Origin of the sequence: Streptomyces mayonensis (genome assembly GCF_018982965.1) — a bacterium.
GTDB lineage: Bacteria > Actinomycetota > Actinomycetes > Streptomycetales > Streptomycetaceae > Streptomyces > Streptomyces mayonensis.
The window spans coordinates 15373-29621 of record NZ_JACBYP010000104.1; the positions used below are offsets into that span (position 1 = coordinate 15373).

The 14249-nt window shown below is 72.1% G+C and carries 12 protein-coding genes; 6 read left to right on the forward strand and 6 right to left on the reverse strand.

The features are described from left to right. Positions 1–52: 52 nt before the first annotated feature. Both HZS56_RS29365 and HZS56_RS29370 read left to right on the forward strand, forming a co-directional pair. The gene (locus HZS56_RS29365; protein ID WP_216723830.1) at positions 53–1108 is read left to right on the forward strand and encodes an LLM class F420-dependent oxidoreductase; all 1056 of its coding nucleotides are present in this window, start codon (positions 53–55) and stop codon (positions 1106–1108) included. 314 nt (positions 1109–1422) lie between these two features. After that, a complete protein-coding gene (locus HZS56_RS29370) occupies positions 1423–2211 on the forward strand; it encodes a ferritin-like domain-containing protein (RefSeq protein WP_216723831.1) in 789 nt (262 codons plus the stop codon). Positions 2212–2235: 24 nt separating this feature from the next. Here the strand turns inward: HZS56_RS29370 and corA are convergent, their stop codons facing one another. Continuing rightward, a complete protein-coding gene (corA, locus tag HZS56_RS29375) occupies positions 2236–3231 on the reverse strand; it encodes a magnesium/cobalt transporter CorA (RefSeq protein ID WP_216723832.1) in 996 nt (331 codons plus the stop codon). A 61-nt stretch (positions 3232–3292) separates the two neighbouring features. Here corA and HZS56_RS29380 point away from each other — a divergent pair, with 61 nt between their 5' ends. The 4 genes from HZS56_RS29380 (at position 3293) to mshC (ending at position 6798) form a co-directional block, all read left to right on the forward strand. Beyond that, positions 3293–3979, forward strand: a complete 687-nt coding sequence (locus tag HZS56_RS29380) for a histidine phosphatase family protein (protein WP_216723833.1) — start codon at positions 3293–3295, stop codon at positions 3977–3979. Between the two features lie 85 nt (positions 3980–4064). Beyond that, positions 4065–4655 (forward strand): DUF3090 domain-containing protein, encoded by a 591-nt coding sequence (locus tag HZS56_RS29385; protein WP_216723834.1) that lies wholly within the window; start codon positions 4065–4067, stop codon positions 4653–4655. Further along, on the forward strand, positions 4619–5452 hold the full coding sequence (locus tag HZS56_RS29390) for an SCO1664 family protein (protein WP_216723835.1): 834 nt from the start codon (positions 4619–4621) through the stop codon (positions 5450–5452). The genes HZS56_RS29385 and HZS56_RS29390 overlap by 37 nt, the downstream gene beginning before the upstream one ends. A 116-nt stretch (positions 5453–5568) precedes the next feature. After that, entirely contained in the window at positions 5569–6798 is a 1230-nt protein-coding gene (gene mshC, locus HZS56_RS29395) for a cysteine--1-D-myo-inosityl 2-amino-2-deoxy-alpha-D-glucopyranoside ligase (RefSeq protein ID WP_216723836.1), read from the forward strand. A gap of 127 nt (positions 6799–6925) precedes the next feature. On the opposite strand, the gene parJ is transcribed toward mshC, so the two are convergent. From parJ to HZS56_RS29420, 5 genes are all read right to left on the reverse strand, one after another. Then, a complete protein-coding gene (gene parJ / locus HZS56_RS29400; RefSeq protein ID WP_216723837.1) occupies positions 6926–7933 on the reverse strand; it encodes a filament polymerization regulator ParJ in 1008 nt (335 codons plus the stop codon). A 140-nt stretch (positions 7934–8073) separates the two neighbouring features. Continuing rightward, positions 8074–9690: a glycerol-3-phosphate dehydrogenase/oxidase gene (locus tag HZS56_RS29405; RefSeq protein ID WP_216723838.1), complete on the reverse strand. Its 1617-nt coding sequence runs from the start codon at positions 9688–9690 to the stop codon at positions 8074–8076. An 8-nt stretch (positions 9691–9698) separates the two neighbouring features. Then, the gene (gene glpK, locus HZS56_RS29410; RefSeq protein WP_216723839.1) at positions 9699–11258 is read right to left on the reverse strand and encodes a glycerol kinase GlpK; all 1560 of its coding nucleotides are present in this window, start codon (positions 11256–11258) and stop codon (positions 9699–9701) included. 84 nt (positions 11259–11342) lie between these two features. Continuing rightward, a complete protein-coding gene (locus HZS56_RS29415) occupies positions 11343–12137 on the reverse strand; it encodes an MIP/aquaporin family protein (protein WP_216723840.1) in 795 nt (264 codons plus the stop codon). Positions 12138–12552: 415 nt separating this feature from the next. Beyond that, entirely contained in the window at positions 12553–13317 is a 765-nt protein-coding gene (locus tag HZS56_RS29420; protein ID WP_216723841.1) for an IclR family transcriptional regulator, read from the reverse strand. Positions 13318–14249: the final 932 nt, after the last annotated feature.

The following is a 14249-nucleotide window of genomic DNA, read 5'->3' on the forward strand; positions in this document are numbered from 1 at the left end:
GCGCTAAGGTCGGGGCACCAGCCACGTTACTGATCGGTAAGGGGAATCGGCCATGCAGCTCGGTATCAACCTCGGCTACTGGGGTGCCGGAATGGACGCGGACAATCTGGCCGTCGCCCAGGAGGCCGACCGGCTCGGATACGCCGTGTGCTGGGCCGCCGAGGCCTACGGATCCGACGCGGCCACCGTGCTGACCTGGGTCGCCGCCCACACCGAGCGCATCGACGTGGGCTCCGCCATCTTCCAGATCCCGGCCCGCCAGCCCGCGATGACCGCGATGACGGCCGCCACCCTGGACTCCCTCTCCAAGGGCCGCTTCCGCCTCGGCCTCGGCGTGTCGGGCCCGCAGGTCTCCGAGGGCTGGTACGGCGTCACGTTCGACAAGCCGCTCGCCCGCACCCGCGAGTACGTCGAGATCGTCCGCAAGGCCATGACCCGGGAGCGGCTGTCCTACGAGGGACAGCACTGGACGCTGCCGCTGCCCGGCGGCCCCGGCAAGCCCATCAAGCTCACCGTGCACCCGCAGCGCGAGCACATTCCGCTGTACATCGCGGCCATCGGCCCGAAGAACCTCGAGCAGACCGGCGAGATCGCCGACGGCGCCCTGCTCATCTTCCCCTCCGCCGAGCACCTGGAGGAGACCGCCGTCACACACCTGCGCGCCGGACGCGAGAAGGCCGGCCGGACGCTCGACGGCTTCGACATCTGCCCGACACTGCCGCTGGCCCTCGGCGACGACAAGGACGTCCCCGCCCTCGCCGACACCTTCCGCCCCTACACCGCGCTCTACGTCGGCGGCATGGGCAGCCGCAAGCAGAACTTCTACAACCGGCTGGCGGGGCGCATGGGCTACGAGCGGGAGGCCGCCGACATCCAGGACAAGTACCTCTCCGGCGACAAGGAGGGCGCCGCCGCGGCCGTACCGCACGAGCTGATCGACCGGACGACCCTGCTCGGCTCCGTCGACCGCATCGCCGACCGGATGAAGGCCTACGCCGCGGCCGGCGTCACCACCCTGACCCTCGCCCCCGCCGGCTTCACCCTGGACGAGCGGCTCGCCGCCCTGCGCGCCGGCACCGAGGCCCTGGAACGCGCCGGACTGGCGTAGAGACGTCACTGCCACAGTGACGTGACTGGCACGGAGGCGTGACTGGCACGGAGACGTCGCGGAGGAGTTTCTGCGGCCGTGGTGGGGGCTCGGGGGTCTTCCCCGCCACGGCCGTCACGAGGAACAACGCGCCCGCACGCGCGGGGTTACGCCCCGCGCGCCCCTCGTCGTCCGTCTTCGTCATGCGTCTTCGGTACTTCTTTCGGCGGAGTTGCCCGCCGCAGCTGTTGCCGCCGCCCCCCGGCCGCACTTGACTCGTTCATCGCGGAGTGTGCGGAACTGCGGGCCACCGCAGAGGCAGAGAGGTGCCACCGATGCTTTCGGCCAAGAGCCTGTTCCAGGAGATCATCGACCACGACGAGTCGTTCCGGCTCTTCTGCTCCATCGCGGCCAGCGGCGAGTCCCAGGGCGGCTGGGAGAACGCCCGCATCGCGGCGCTGGTCCCCGAGAGCGAGCGCGCCCTCGCCCCCAAGATCACCCGGCACGGCGCGGACGAGGACAAGCACGGCCGGATCTTCAACGCCCTGCTGAAGAAGCGCGGCCTCGAACCCGTCGAAGTACCGCCCGAGACCGACTACACGATGCTCCTGGAACGGCACGGCATCGGCCTCGCCCACGAGAAGCTCGGCGCCGACCAGCCCCTCACCGTGCGGGACGTCATCACCTACCTCGCCCACAGCCGGGTCACCGAGCAGCGCGCGGCAGAGCAGATGGCGATGCTCCTCAAGCACTTCGCGGGCCACCCCGACCTCGGCCGCGCCGTCCGGATGATCTCCGCCGACGAGGACAACCACCTCGCCTACTCCCACGAGGAACTCCTGCGCTACGCCGCCGCCGGGCACGGCCCGTACATCCGGCGGACGCTGCGCGAGTGCGCGCTCGCCGAGATCCGCGTCCACCGGGATGTCAGCCTCGCCGTGATGGCCCGCATGGGACGCCTCCTGGGCTGGTCGCGTGCCAGGGCCGCGCTGCTGGCGGCGGGCATTCACGGGACGTACGCCTGGGAGCGGCTGGCCGGCTGGCGGCGCATGGTCACGCTGCGCACGCCCGCGCTGCGCGACGCGCTCGGCGGCCCCGCCGCCGCTGCCCCCGAGGTGGCCTGAGAGGCCGGCCCCTGGCTCTCGCGGTCACAGCCACCCCCGGCGCTTGAACTGCCGGTACAGCAGCACCTCCAGCACGGCCATCAGCGCGATCACCGCCGGATAGCCCCAGACCCAGTGCAGCTCCGGCATGTGGTCGAAGTTCATGCCGTAGATCCCCGCGAGCATCGTCGGGACCGCCGCCATGGCCGCCCACGCGGAGATCTTCCGCATGTCGTCGTTCTGCCGGACGCTCGTCTGCGCCAGATGCGCCGACAGGATGTCCGAGACCAGCCGGTCGAGGCCCTCCACCGACTCGTTCACGCGCGTCAGGTGGTCGCTCACGTCCCGGAAGAACGGCCGCGCCCTGTCGTTCACGAACGGCACCGCGGCGCCGTACAGGCCCGTCCCCGCCAGCCGGGCCAGCGGAGGCCCCAGCGGGCCGGTCGCCCGGCGGAACTCCAGCACCTGCCGCTTGAACGTGTAGATCCGGGACGCGGTGTGCCGGGAGCCGCCGCCGTCCGGCGAGAACACCTCCGCCTCCAGCTCCTCCAGGTCGTTCTGCAACTCGACCGCCACCTCCAGGTAGTGGTCGACCGCGGCGTCCGCTATCGCGTACAGCACCGCGGTCGGGCCCTTGCCCAGCAGCTCCGGCTCGTGCTCCAGACGCCGGCGTACGGCCTTCAGCGGGGAGCCCTCACCGTGCCGGACGACGACCGCGAACGCGTCGCCCAGGAAGATCATGAGCTCGCCGGTGGAGACGGCGTCGCTCTCCGGTTCGTACACCACCGGCTTGAGAACGGCGAAGAGCGAGTCGTCGTACACCTCGAGCTTGGGCCGCTGGTGCGCCTTCAGCGCGTCCTCCACCGCCAGTGGATGCAGCCCGAACTCGTGGCTGACCAGGTCGAACTCCTTCTGGGTCGGCTCGTGCAGCCCGATCCAGACGAAGCCGCCCGCCGCGCGCGCCTCGTCGAGCGCGTCGGAGAGGTCCTCGGGCCCGTCCGTGCGGTGCCCGTCCCGGTAGATGGCGCAGTCGACGATCACGGAACCGATTCTCCTCCCGCCCCGGCATCCCGGTACAGCGCTGTACGCCTACCCTGGCCGCATGCCCACGCTGATCCTGGTCAGGCACGGACGTTCCACCGCCAACACCGAAGGCCTGCTCGCCGGCTGGACGCCCGGCGTCGCCCTCGACGAACGCGGCACCGCACAGGCCGCCGCGCTGCCCGGGCGGATCGCCGGCCTGCCGCTCTCCGAGATCGTCACCAGCCCGCTGCAGCGCTGCCGAGAAACGATCCGGCCGCTGCTCGACGCCCGGCCCGGACTGCGGGCCCACACCGACGAACGGATCGGGGAGTGCCACTACGGCGACTGGTCCGGCCGCAAACTCGCCGACCTCACGAACGAGCCCCTGATGGAGGTGGTGCAGGCGCACCCCTCCGCCGCGGCCTTCCCCGGCGGCGAGTCGATGCGCGCCATGCAGACCCGCGCCGCCGAGGCGGTACGCGAGTGGAACGCGCGCGTGGAGCGCGACCACGGACCCGACGCCGTCTACCTCATGTGCTCCCACGGCGACATCATCAAGTCCCTCGTCGCCGAGGCCCTCGGCCTCCATCTCGACCTCTTCCAGCGGATCTCCGTCGAACCCTGCTCCGTCACCGCGATCCGCTACACCAGGCTGCGCCCGTTCCTCGTCCGGCTCGGCGACACCGGTGACTTCGCCTCCCTGGCACCGCGCGAGGAGCCGCCCGGGGACGAGGCCGCGGTCGGGGGCGGTGCGGGCGCACCGTGATCGTCCGCCGCAGTAGGGTGAACCGGTCGCGGCAGTGCTCCCGCTCCCGATCTTCCGCTTTCCCCGACCTCCATGGAGACAGGACGTGTCCCGTCAGGTGTTCCTCTACGACCAACCGGAACGTTTCGTGGCCGGTACGGTCGGACTGCCCGGACGCCGTACGTTCTTCCTCCAGGCCTCCGCCGGCCCCCGGGTGACCAGCGTGGCCCTGGAGAAGACCCAGGTCGCCGCCCTCGCCGAGCGCATGGACGAACTTCTGGACGAAGTCGTACGGCGCAGCGGCGGCAGCACCGTCGTCCCCGCCACCGCACCCACCGGACCCGCCGACACGGCGCCGCTGGACACCCCCGTCGAGGAGGAGTTCCGGGTCGGCACCATGGCGCTGGCCTGGGACGGCGAGGACCAGCGCATGATCGTCGAGGCGCAGGCCCTCGTGGAACTGGACGCCGAGTCCGAGGAGGACCTCGCGGAGGCCGAGGAACGGCTCCTCCAGGACGAGGAGAACGGCCCGCCCATGCTCCGGGTCCGCCTCACCGGCGCGCAGGCCAGGGCCTTCGCCAAGCGCGCCCTCGAAGTCGTCAACGCCGGGCGGCCGCCGTGCCCGCTGTGCAGCCTCCCGCTCGACCCGGAAGGACACGTATGTCCGCGCCAGAACGGATACCGCCGCGGAGCGTGACCACCGACGCGGCGGCCGCCGAACTGATCGCCCTGGGCGAACTGACCGTGCGCGGACGCATCCGTGACGCGTCCAACGCGGCCCTGTACTGCACGGTGACCCACGAGGGACGCGAGGCGGCCTGCGTCTACAAGCCGGTCGCCGGGGAACGCCCGCTGTGGGACTTCCCCGACGGCACCCTCGCCCAGCGCGAGGTCGCCGCCTACGAGGTCTCCGAGGCCACCGGCTGGGGCCTGGTCCCGCCCACCGTGCTCCGCGACGGCCCGTACGGCGAGGGCATGGTCCAGCTGTGGATCGAGACGGTCCCGGAGACGGAACTGCTCGCCCTGGTCGACCGGGAGGAGCCCGGCCCCGGCTGGAAGGGCATCGCCCTCGCCGAGGTCGACGACGAGGGCCGCACCGCCCTGCTCGTCCACGCCGACGACGAACGCCTGCGCCGGCTCGCCGTCCTGGACGCCGTGATCAACAACGCCGACCGCAAGGGCGGCCACCTGCTGCCCGCAGCGGGGGAGCGGCTCTACGGCATCGACCACGGGGTCACCTTCAACGCCGAGAACAAGCTGCGCACCCTCCTGTGGGGCTGGGCGGGCGACCCGCTCACCGGGGAGGCCCTGGCGGTCCTGGACGCCCTCAGGGAGGCCCTCAAGGACGGCGGCACCCTGGCGACCCGGCTCGCCGCGCTCATCACCCCCGCCGAACTCGACGCCACGCGCGCGCGGGTCGACGCCCTGCTCGTCGCCGGCAAGCACCCCGAACCGGGCGGCGAGTGGCCGGCCATCCCCTGGCCGCCCGTCTAGGGCTCCAGCGGCCCACAGGGGGACGCACCTCGGCCGGTTTCGCGCAAGACCGCCTTCCCGGCCATCCGGACCGGTCCGGTTCGTGTACGGAACACCCGTCCGGTTACGCTCATGACATGCATGCCTGGCCCGCTTCCGAGGTCCCCGCCCTGCCTGGTCAGGGCCGCGACCTGAGGATCCACGACACCGCGACCGGCGGCCCCGTCACCCTCGACCCCGGTCCCGTCGCCCGCCTCTACGTCTGCGGCATCACGCCGTACGACGCCACCCACATGGGGCACGCGGCGACCTACAACGCGTTCGACCTCGTGCAGCGCGTGTGGCTCGACACCAAGCGGCAGGTGCACTACGTCCAGAACGTCACCGACGTCGACGACCCGCTCCTCGAGCGGGCCGTGCGCGACGGGGTCGACTGGTCCGCCCTCGCCGAGCAGGAGACCGCCCTCTTCCGCGAGGACATGACGGCCCTGCGGATGCTGCCGCCGCAGCACTACATCGGCGCCGTCGAGGCCATACCCGGCATCGTCCCGCTCGTCGAGCGGCTGCGCGACGCCGGCGCCGCCTACGAGCTGGAGGGGGACGTCTACTTCTCCGTCGAGGCCGACCCCCACTTCGGCAGCGTCTCGAACCTCGACGCCGCCGCCATGCGGCTGCTCTCCGCGGAACGGGGCGGCGACCCCGACCGGCCCGGCAAGAAGGACCCGCTCGACCCGATGCTGTGGATGGCCGCCCGCGAGGGCGAGCCCAGCTGGGACGGCGGCTCGCTCGGCCGCGGGCGCCCCGGCTGGCACATCGAGTGCGTGGCCATCGCCCTCGACCACCTCGGCATGGGCTTCGACGTCCAGGGCGGCGGCTCCGACCTCGCCTTCCCGCACCACGAGATGGGCGCCTCGCACGCCCAGGCCCTCACCGGCGAGTTCCCGATGGCCAAGGCGTACGTCCACGCCGGCATGGTCGGTCTCGACGGCGAGAAGATGTCCAAGTCCAAGGGCAACCTGGTCTTCGTGTCCCAGCTGCGCCGCGAGGGCGTCGACCCCGCCGCGATCCGGCTGGCGCTGCTCGCCCACCACTACCGCTCCGACTGGGAGTGGACCGACCAGGTGCTGCGCGACGCCCTCGCCCGGCTGGAACGCTGGCGTGCCGCCGTCTCCCGGCCCGACGGCCCGTCCGCCGAAGACCTCGTCGAGCAGATCCGCGAGGCCCTCGCGAACGACCTGGACTCCCCGGCGGCCCTCGCCGCGGTCGACCGCTGGGCCACCCTCCAGCAGCAGACCGGCGGCACCGACACCGGCGCCCCGGGCGTCGTCTCCCGCACGGTGGACGCGCTGCTGGGCGTGGCCCTGTAGAACCCACCGCCAGGGGGCGGGCAGTCGTACCCGCCCCCTCCCCCCCAGGGGGAGGACAGAAACGACTGAGGGGCGCTCCCACCAGGGAAGCGCCCCTCAGCATGCTCAGTGTGCCTGAGCCTGAGCCTCAGTCCTCCGACGACTCGTCGTCGTCGCCCGCCTGCGGCGGAGACGGCGGCTTGGGCGGCCGCGTCCGTCCACTCGGGTTGTCCCGCAGATACGGCGCGCCGGACGGCCCGTCGCCCCCGTCCGCCGTGGCGTGCCCGCCCGGCGCTCCGGGGGACCCGGGCCCGCCCCCGTCCCGACGCCGCAGATACCGCTCGAACTCCCGCGCGATCGCCTCGCCCGACGCCTCCGGCAGCTCCGCCGTGTCCCGGGCCTCCTCCAGCGACTGGACGTACTCGGCGACCTCGGTGTCCTCCGCGGCCAGCTGGTCCACGCCCACCTGCCAGGCACGCGCGTCCTCGGGCAGCTCGCCCAGCGGCACCCGCACGCCGATCAGGTCCTCGAGGCGGTTCAGCAGGGCCAGCGTCGCCTTCGGGTTCGGCGGCTGCGACACGTAGTGCGGCACCGCCGCCCACAGCGACACCGCCGGCACGCCCGCGTGCGTGCACGCCTCCTGCAGGATGCCGACGATGCCCGTGGGCCCCTCGTACTTGGTCTCCTCCAGCTCCATCCGCCGCGCCAGATCGGCGTCCGACGTGGTCCCGCTGACCGGGACCGGACGGGTGTGCGGTGTGTCGCCGAGCAGGGCGCCCAGGACGACGACCATCTCGACGCCCAGCTCGTGGGCGAAGCCCAGCAGCTCGTTGCAGAACGAGCGCCACCGCATGGACGGCTCGATACCCCGCACCAGCACCAGGTCGCGCGGTTTGTCGCCGCCGACCCGGACCACCGAGAGCCTCGTCGTCGGCCACGTGACCTTGCGGACGCCGTCCTCGATGAAGACCGTGGGCCGGTTGACCTGGAAGTCGTAGTAGTCCTCGGCGTCCAGCGCCGCGAAGACCTCGCCCTTCCACTCCCGGTCGAGGTGCGCGACCGCGGTGGAGGCGGCGTCGCCGGCATCGTTCCAGCCCTCGAACGCGGCCACCATGACCGGGTCGACCAGCTCGGGTACCCCCTCGAGCTCGATCACCCAGCGCCTCCTTCCGACGTGCCCTCGCGTACCCCCCAACCTTACGGCGTACCGAGGGGCCGCCCGCAGCCCCTTCGTACGGGACAGTGAACGGATCACTGCCCCGTACCCCGTGCCCGGACACCCGGGAACGGACGGGCCTACTTCTTGTCGAGCAGGTCCTGGACCTTCGCCCGGACGCCGTCCGTGGCCAGACCGCGGATCGTCAGCGTCGTACGGCGGCGCAGCACGTCGTCCGCCGTCTCGGCCCACTCGTTGTCCCGGGCCCACACGACCTGCGCCCAGATCTCCGGGGCGTCCGGGTGGACGCGCTCGGCCAGCTCCGGGTTCTCGTTGGCGAGCCGGGCGATGTCGAAGGCGAGCGAACCGTAGTGGGTGGCCAGGTGCCGGGCGGTGTCGGCGGACATCCGCGGCCCGGGCGCCGGGCCGTCCACCAGCAGCCGGTGCGCCACCGCGCGGGGGTTGGCGACGCCGGGCAGCGGCAGCTTCTTCGGCAGCGAGGAGATCGGCTCGAAGTCGTCGCCCAGCGGGTGGCCCGGCAGCGCCTCCAGCTTCTTCATGACCGTACGGCCGATGTGGCGGAACGTGGTCCACTTGCCGCCCGCGACGGACAGCATGCCGCCCCGGCCCTCGGTGACGACCGTCTCGCGCTTGGCCTTCGAGGTGTCGCCGGGACCGCCCGGCAGCACCCGCAGACCCGCGAAGGAGTACGTGATCAGGTCCCGGTCGAGCTGCTGGTCGCGGATGGAGAACGCGGCCTCGTCGAGGATCTGGGCCGTGTCCTTCTCGTTGACCGCGACGTCCCCCGGGTCGCCCTCGAACTCCTCGTCGGTCGTGCCGAGCAGCAGCATGTCCTCCCACGGGAGGGCGAAGGTGATCCGGTACTTGTCGATCGGCGTGGCCAGCGCCGCCTTCCAGGGCGCGGTGCGCTTCAGCACCAGGTGCGCGCCCTTCGACAGGCGGATGGACGGGGCCGCGTCCGGGTTCTCCATGCGGCGCAGGTGGTCGACCCAGGGGCCGGTCGCGTTGAGCACCAGACGGGCGTTCACGCCGAACTCGTCACCGGACAGCCGGTCCTTCAGCTCGGCGCCGGTCACGCGGCCCTTGGTGAAGCGCAGCCCGGTGACCTCGGCGTGGTTGAGGACGACCGCGCCGGAGTCGACCGCCGCGCGGACCGTCATCAGCGCCATGCGGGCGTCGTTCATCTGGTCGTCGCCGTACACGGCCACGGCCTTCAGGTTGTCGGTGCGCAGCTCCGGCACGTCCTGCGCGGCCTTGGCGGGGGAGAGCAGGTGGCCGACGCCGTCACCGAAGGCGGACAGCGCCGAGTAGGCGAAGACACCGGCCCCGAGCTTCGCCGCGCCGTGCGGCCCGCCCTTGTACACGGGGAGGTAGAAGGTGAGCGGGTTCGCCAGGTGGGGGGCCACCTGGCGGGAGACCGCACGGCGCTCGAAGTGGTTCTCCGCCACCAGCTTCACCGCGCCGGTCTGCAGGTAGCGCAGTCCGCCGTGGAGCAGCTTGGAGGAGGCGGAGGAAGTGGCGCCGGCGAAGTCGCCGGCGTCGACCACGGCCACCCTGAGGCCGGACTGCGCGGCGTGCCAGGCGGTGGAGATGCCCAGGATGCCGCCGCCGATCACGAGAAGGTCGTACGACGCCTTGGAAAGCTGCTCCCGGGTCTCGGCCCGGCTCGGGTTCGAGCCGGAGGCCGGGTGCGTACCCAGGGCAGGCACGGACTGCAGGGTGGACTGAGTGGTCATTGCGGTTCTTACTCCTCGTCCTCGAGCCAGCCCATGGTCCGCTCGACGGCCTTGAGCCAGCTCTTGTACTCACGGTCGCGGATCTCCGCGTCCATGCGGGGGGTCCACTCGGCGGCCCGCCGCCAGTTGGCGCGCAGGTCGTCGGTGCTGTTCCAGAAGCCGACGGCCAGGCCGGCGGCGTAGGCGGCGCCGAGGCAGGTGGTCTCGGCGACCATCGGGCGCACCACGGGGGCGTCCACGAAGTCGGCGAGGGTCTGCATCAGCAGGTTGTTGGAGGTCATGCCGCCGTCGACCTTGAGGGCGGTCAGCTCCACGCCGGAGTCCTTCGTCATGGCGTCCGCGATCTCCCGCGTCTGCCAGGCGGTGGCCTCCAGGACGGCGCGCGCGAGGTGCGCCTTGGTGACGTACCGGGTGAGGCCGGCGATCACACCGCGGGCGTCGGAGCGCCAGTACGGGGCGAACAGACCGGAGAAGGCCGGCACGAAGTAGGCGCCGCCGTTGTCCTCGACCGTCAGGGCGAGGGTCTCGATCTCGGCGGCGGTGGAGATCAGGCCCATCTGGTCGCGCATCCACTGCACCAGCGAACCGGTGACGGCGATCGAGCCCTCCAGGGCGTAGACCGTGTCCTGGTCGCCGATCTTGTAGCCGACGGTGGTCAGCAGGCCCGAGTAGGAGTTGATCAGCTTGTCACCGGTGTTCATCACCATGAAGGTGCCGGTACCGTACGTCGACTTGGTCTCGCCCTCGGAGAAACAGGTCTGGCCGAACAGGGCCGCCTGCTGGTCGCCGAGCGCGGAGGCGACCGGGATGCCGCCGAGCAGCTCGCCGAGGCGGCCGCCCTTGATCTCGCCGTAGACCTCGGCGGAGGAGCGGATCTCGGGCAGCATCTGCGTCGGCACGCCGATGGACTCGGCGATCTTCTCGTCCCACTGCATGGTGTGCAGGTTCATCAGCATGGTGCGGGAGGCGTTGGTGACGTCGGTGACGTGCTTGCCGCCGTCCACACCGCCGGTCAGGTTCCAGATGACCCAGGTGTCCATGGTGCCGAAGAGCAGGTCGCCCGCCTCGGCGCGCTCGCGCAGGCCGTCGACGTTGTCGAGCAGCCAGCGGGCCTTGGGGCCGGCGAAGTAGGACGCGAGGGGCAGGCCGGTCTCCCGGCGGAAGCGGTCCTGGCCGACGTTGCGGCCCAGCTCGCGGCAGAGGGCGTCGGTGCGGGTGTCCTGCCAGACGATGGCGTTGTGGACGGGCTCGCCGGTGTTCTTGTCCCAGACCAGCGTGGTCTCGCGCTGGTTGGTGATGCCGATGGCCTTGATGTCGTCGCGGGTGATGCCGGCCTTCTCGACGGCCGAGGCGACGACCTCCTGGACGTTGGTCCAGATCTCGGCGGCGTCGTGCTCGACCCAGCCGGGCTTCGGGAAGATCTGCTCGTGCTCCTTCTGGTCGACGGAGACGATGCGCCCGTCGCGGTCGAAGACGATGCAGCGCGAGGAGGTCGTGCCCTGGTCGATCGCGGCGATGAACGGCCCGTGGCCGTGCGAGGCGATTCCGGCGGTGTGGGCGTCGGTCACTGTGTGCTCCTGGGGTTCCGTGGTGGGTGGCCGGTGCTTACGGCGCGTGTTCTGCGGCTCTGTGATCGCCGGGCGGAGGTCCGCTCAGGCGAACGCGACGTTGTAGACACCTCCGGCGATCGCACCGCCGATCAGGGGACCGACGACCGGGATCCAGGCGTAGCCCCAGTCGGACCCGCCCTTGTTGGGCAGCGGCAGCAGGGCGTGCACGATGCGCGGGCCGAGGTCGCGGACCGGGTTGATCGCGTAGCCCGTCGGGCCGCCGAGCGACAGACCGATGGAGACCACCACGAACCCGGTGATCAGGGCACCCAGCACACCGAGGCCGTCGCCCTCCGCGTTCAGCCCCTGCGTGAGGATCGCGAGCAGCAGGACGAAGGTGCCGATGACCTCGGTGGCGAGGTTCTGCACCGTGTGCCGGATCTCCGGACCGGTGGAGAAGACGCCCAGGACGGGGCCCGCGCCCTTCTCCTGCGCCTCGACGGACTTGGCCGTCGTGTCCTGCGCACCGGGGCCGCCGACGATCTCCCGGTCGGTGAGGTGGGCCTGGAACTGCCCGTAGTAGGCGACCCAGACCAGGACCGCGCCGATCATGGCGCCGAGGATCTGGCCCGCGAAGTAGGTCGGGGTGTTGCTCCAGTCGCCGTCCTTGATCGCGATACCGACCGTGACGGCCGGGTTGAGGTGCGCGCCGGAGAGGGGGCCGGAGATGTACGCCGCCGTCATGACGGCGAAGCCCCACCCGAAGGCGATGGCGACCCAGCCGGCGTTGCGTGCCTTGGAGGCCTTGAGCGTCACGGCGGCACACACGCCGCCGCCGAGCAGGATGAGTATGGCGGTACCGATGGTCTCGCCGATGAAGATGTCGGAGCTGGACACCCGCGACTCCTTTGTCCTTCGTCCAGGGAAAGCCGAACCCCGGGTCCCTCCGGGTGTTCCGGCGCCCTCGGTGTGAGAGCGATGGCGGCCCTTGGCACTGTCACACTCTAACGCGTATTGCCGGTAGGTGTTCGACAATGCCGACCGATGGACGCGAGTCTCGTTCGGCGGCACCCGCGCGTCAAGAGCTGTGTAATCCAAAGCACGATCGTTATTGATCGCCGCGGGTTATCGGTCCGCCGCCGCTCCGATTGCCGCCGCTCCGATTGCCGCCGCTCCGACAGTCGCCGCTCCGACTCCCGTCCCCCTCCGGGGTGGGCGGGAGACGGACTCCGGGCCTCCGGGCAGACCGAAGGCCGGGACACCCTTCGGTGCCCCGGCCCTGCCTGCCCCTTGGGTTGTGGAGCCGCGCCGCCTAGAACCGTCCGGCGCCCAGGTCCCGCGACACCGCGCGGGCGCAGTCCCGGACCGCCGCGACCAGCTCGGGACGCAGCTCGCCCTCCCGGCACAGCCGTTCCACGGCCCCGGTGATGCCGACCGCCCCGACCGGCATGCGCCTGCGGTCGTGGACGGGGGCGGCGATGGAGGCGATGCCCTCCCAGGTCTCCTCGACGTCGGCCGCGTACCCGCGCGCGCGGGTGATGTCCAGGATGTGCTCCAACCCGTCCGGTTCGCAGACCGTCCGGTCCGTGTACGCCTTGCGGTCGGCCTCCAGCGCCTCACTGTGCGCGACCGGGTCGTACGCCGACAGCACCTTGCCCAGCGCCGTGGAGTGCAGTGGCTGCATGGCCCCGATCTCCAGGACCTGCCGGCTGTCGTCGGGCCGGAAGACGTGGTGCACGATCAGGACGCCCTGCTGGTGCAGGACCCCCAGGTGGACGCTCTCGCCGCTGGAGCGGGCCAGGTCGTCGGTCCACACCAGGGCGCGGGCCCGCAGCTCGTGCACGTCCAGGTAGGTCGTGCCCAGCCGCAGCAGCTCGGCGCCCAGCTGGTAGCGCCCGGAGGCATCGTCCTGCTCCACGAAGCCCTCCTGCTGGAGGGTGCGCAGTATGCCGTGCGCGGTGCCTTTGGCCAGACCCAGCGACGAGGCGATGTCGGACAGGCCGAGCCGCCGCTCGCCGCCCGCGAGCAGGCGCAGCATCGCGGCCGCCCGCTCGAGCGACTGGATGTTCCGTGCCATCGGCGTACTGCCTCCGTCCCCTTCGACTGCCGACCTCGGCGTCGCTGACGTCGTTCGGCAATGTCGAACACTACCGGTCCATGCCGACCTCTCGCCAATGGTCGGCGGGCAACTGTTGCACTTCGGCCACCACCCCCACCTCACCGGCACCGGTAGTCGGCCTCCGGCACCGCTGTCGGCCACCGCGCCCGGACAATGGTCACCCGGCACCGGCCGCGCCGGCCGGCGGGGGACCGGGACCGCCGGCCGCCTCGCGCCGGCTCCGGTGCCCGGCGCCAGTCCCGCACCCACCGGCGCGAGCGCCGCTTGCCCGTCCCTCGTCTCCCGCCGCCCAGCGACCCGCCAGGGGCCGGCGCGTTGCCGCCGGTGACCGTCCGGCCGGCCACGGCGGCTGCCGCCCGCCCTCGGCGTCGAGCAGCCACCGGCCGCTGCCTCCAGCCACCGGCCAGTAGCCGACCGTCGCCGAGCAGTGGCCGCCGCCGGTCGCGTCCGGCGCCCGGTCCGACCTCAGCATCACCGTGGGCATGCCGGTATGCCGGCTGCCGGCACACCGGCATCGGTCCCGGCCCGGAGCCGGCCTCGTCCCCGCCGGACCGCCTCCCCCTCCGCCGCAGGTCGGCTCACCCTTTCGGCGGTACATTCGCCCCGCCGTCCTCGTCCGTCTCGTGGACGCCCCGACCATCCGCCCACGGTCCCGGCTACCCTGGCGGCGTGCGTCTTCCCCCCGGGCGTCCCCACCGGGCGGTACCGGGCAGACGCAAAGCCGACAGCCGTCGCACCCTAGGGAGCCCTTTCATGGCCTCGACGCCATCCACCCCGCCCGCCGACACCCGGACCCGCGTCTCCGCCCTCCGCGAGGCCCTCGCCTCCCGTGTGGTGGTCGCTGACGGTGCGATGGGCACCATGTTGCAGGCGCAGAACCCCACGCTGGA

Excerpts from the sequence above, each read along its gene's own strand:
- HZS56_RS29405 (WP_216723838.1), bottom strand. The coding sequence starts at position 9,690 with ATGACCACTCAGTCCACCCTGCAGTCCGTGCCTGCCCTGGGTACGCAC.
- HZS56_RS29370 (WP_216723831.1), top strand. The coding sequence starts at position 1,423 with ATGCTTTCGGCCAAGAGCCTGTTCCAGGAGATCATCGACCACGACGAG.
- mshC (WP_216723836.1), top strand. The coding sequence starts at position 5,569 with ATGCATGCCTGGCCCGCTTCCGAGGTCCCCGCCCTGCCTGGTCAGGGC.
- HZS56_RS29380 (WP_216723833.1), top strand. The coding sequence starts at position 3,293 with ATGCCCACGCTGATCCTGGTCAGGCACGGACGTTCCACCGCCAACACC.
- HZS56_RS29390 (WP_216723835.1), top strand. The coding sequence starts at position 4,619 with ATGTCCGCGCCAGAACGGATACCGCCGCGGAGCGTGACCACCGACGCG.
- HZS56_RS29420 (WP_216723841.1), bottom strand. The coding sequence starts at position 13,317 with ATGGCACGGAACATCCAGTCGCTCGAGCGGGCGGCCGCGATGCTGCGC.
- HZS56_RS29365 (WP_216723830.1), top strand. The coding sequence starts at position 53 with ATGCAGCTCGGTATCAACCTCGGCTACTGGGGTGCCGGAATGGACGCG.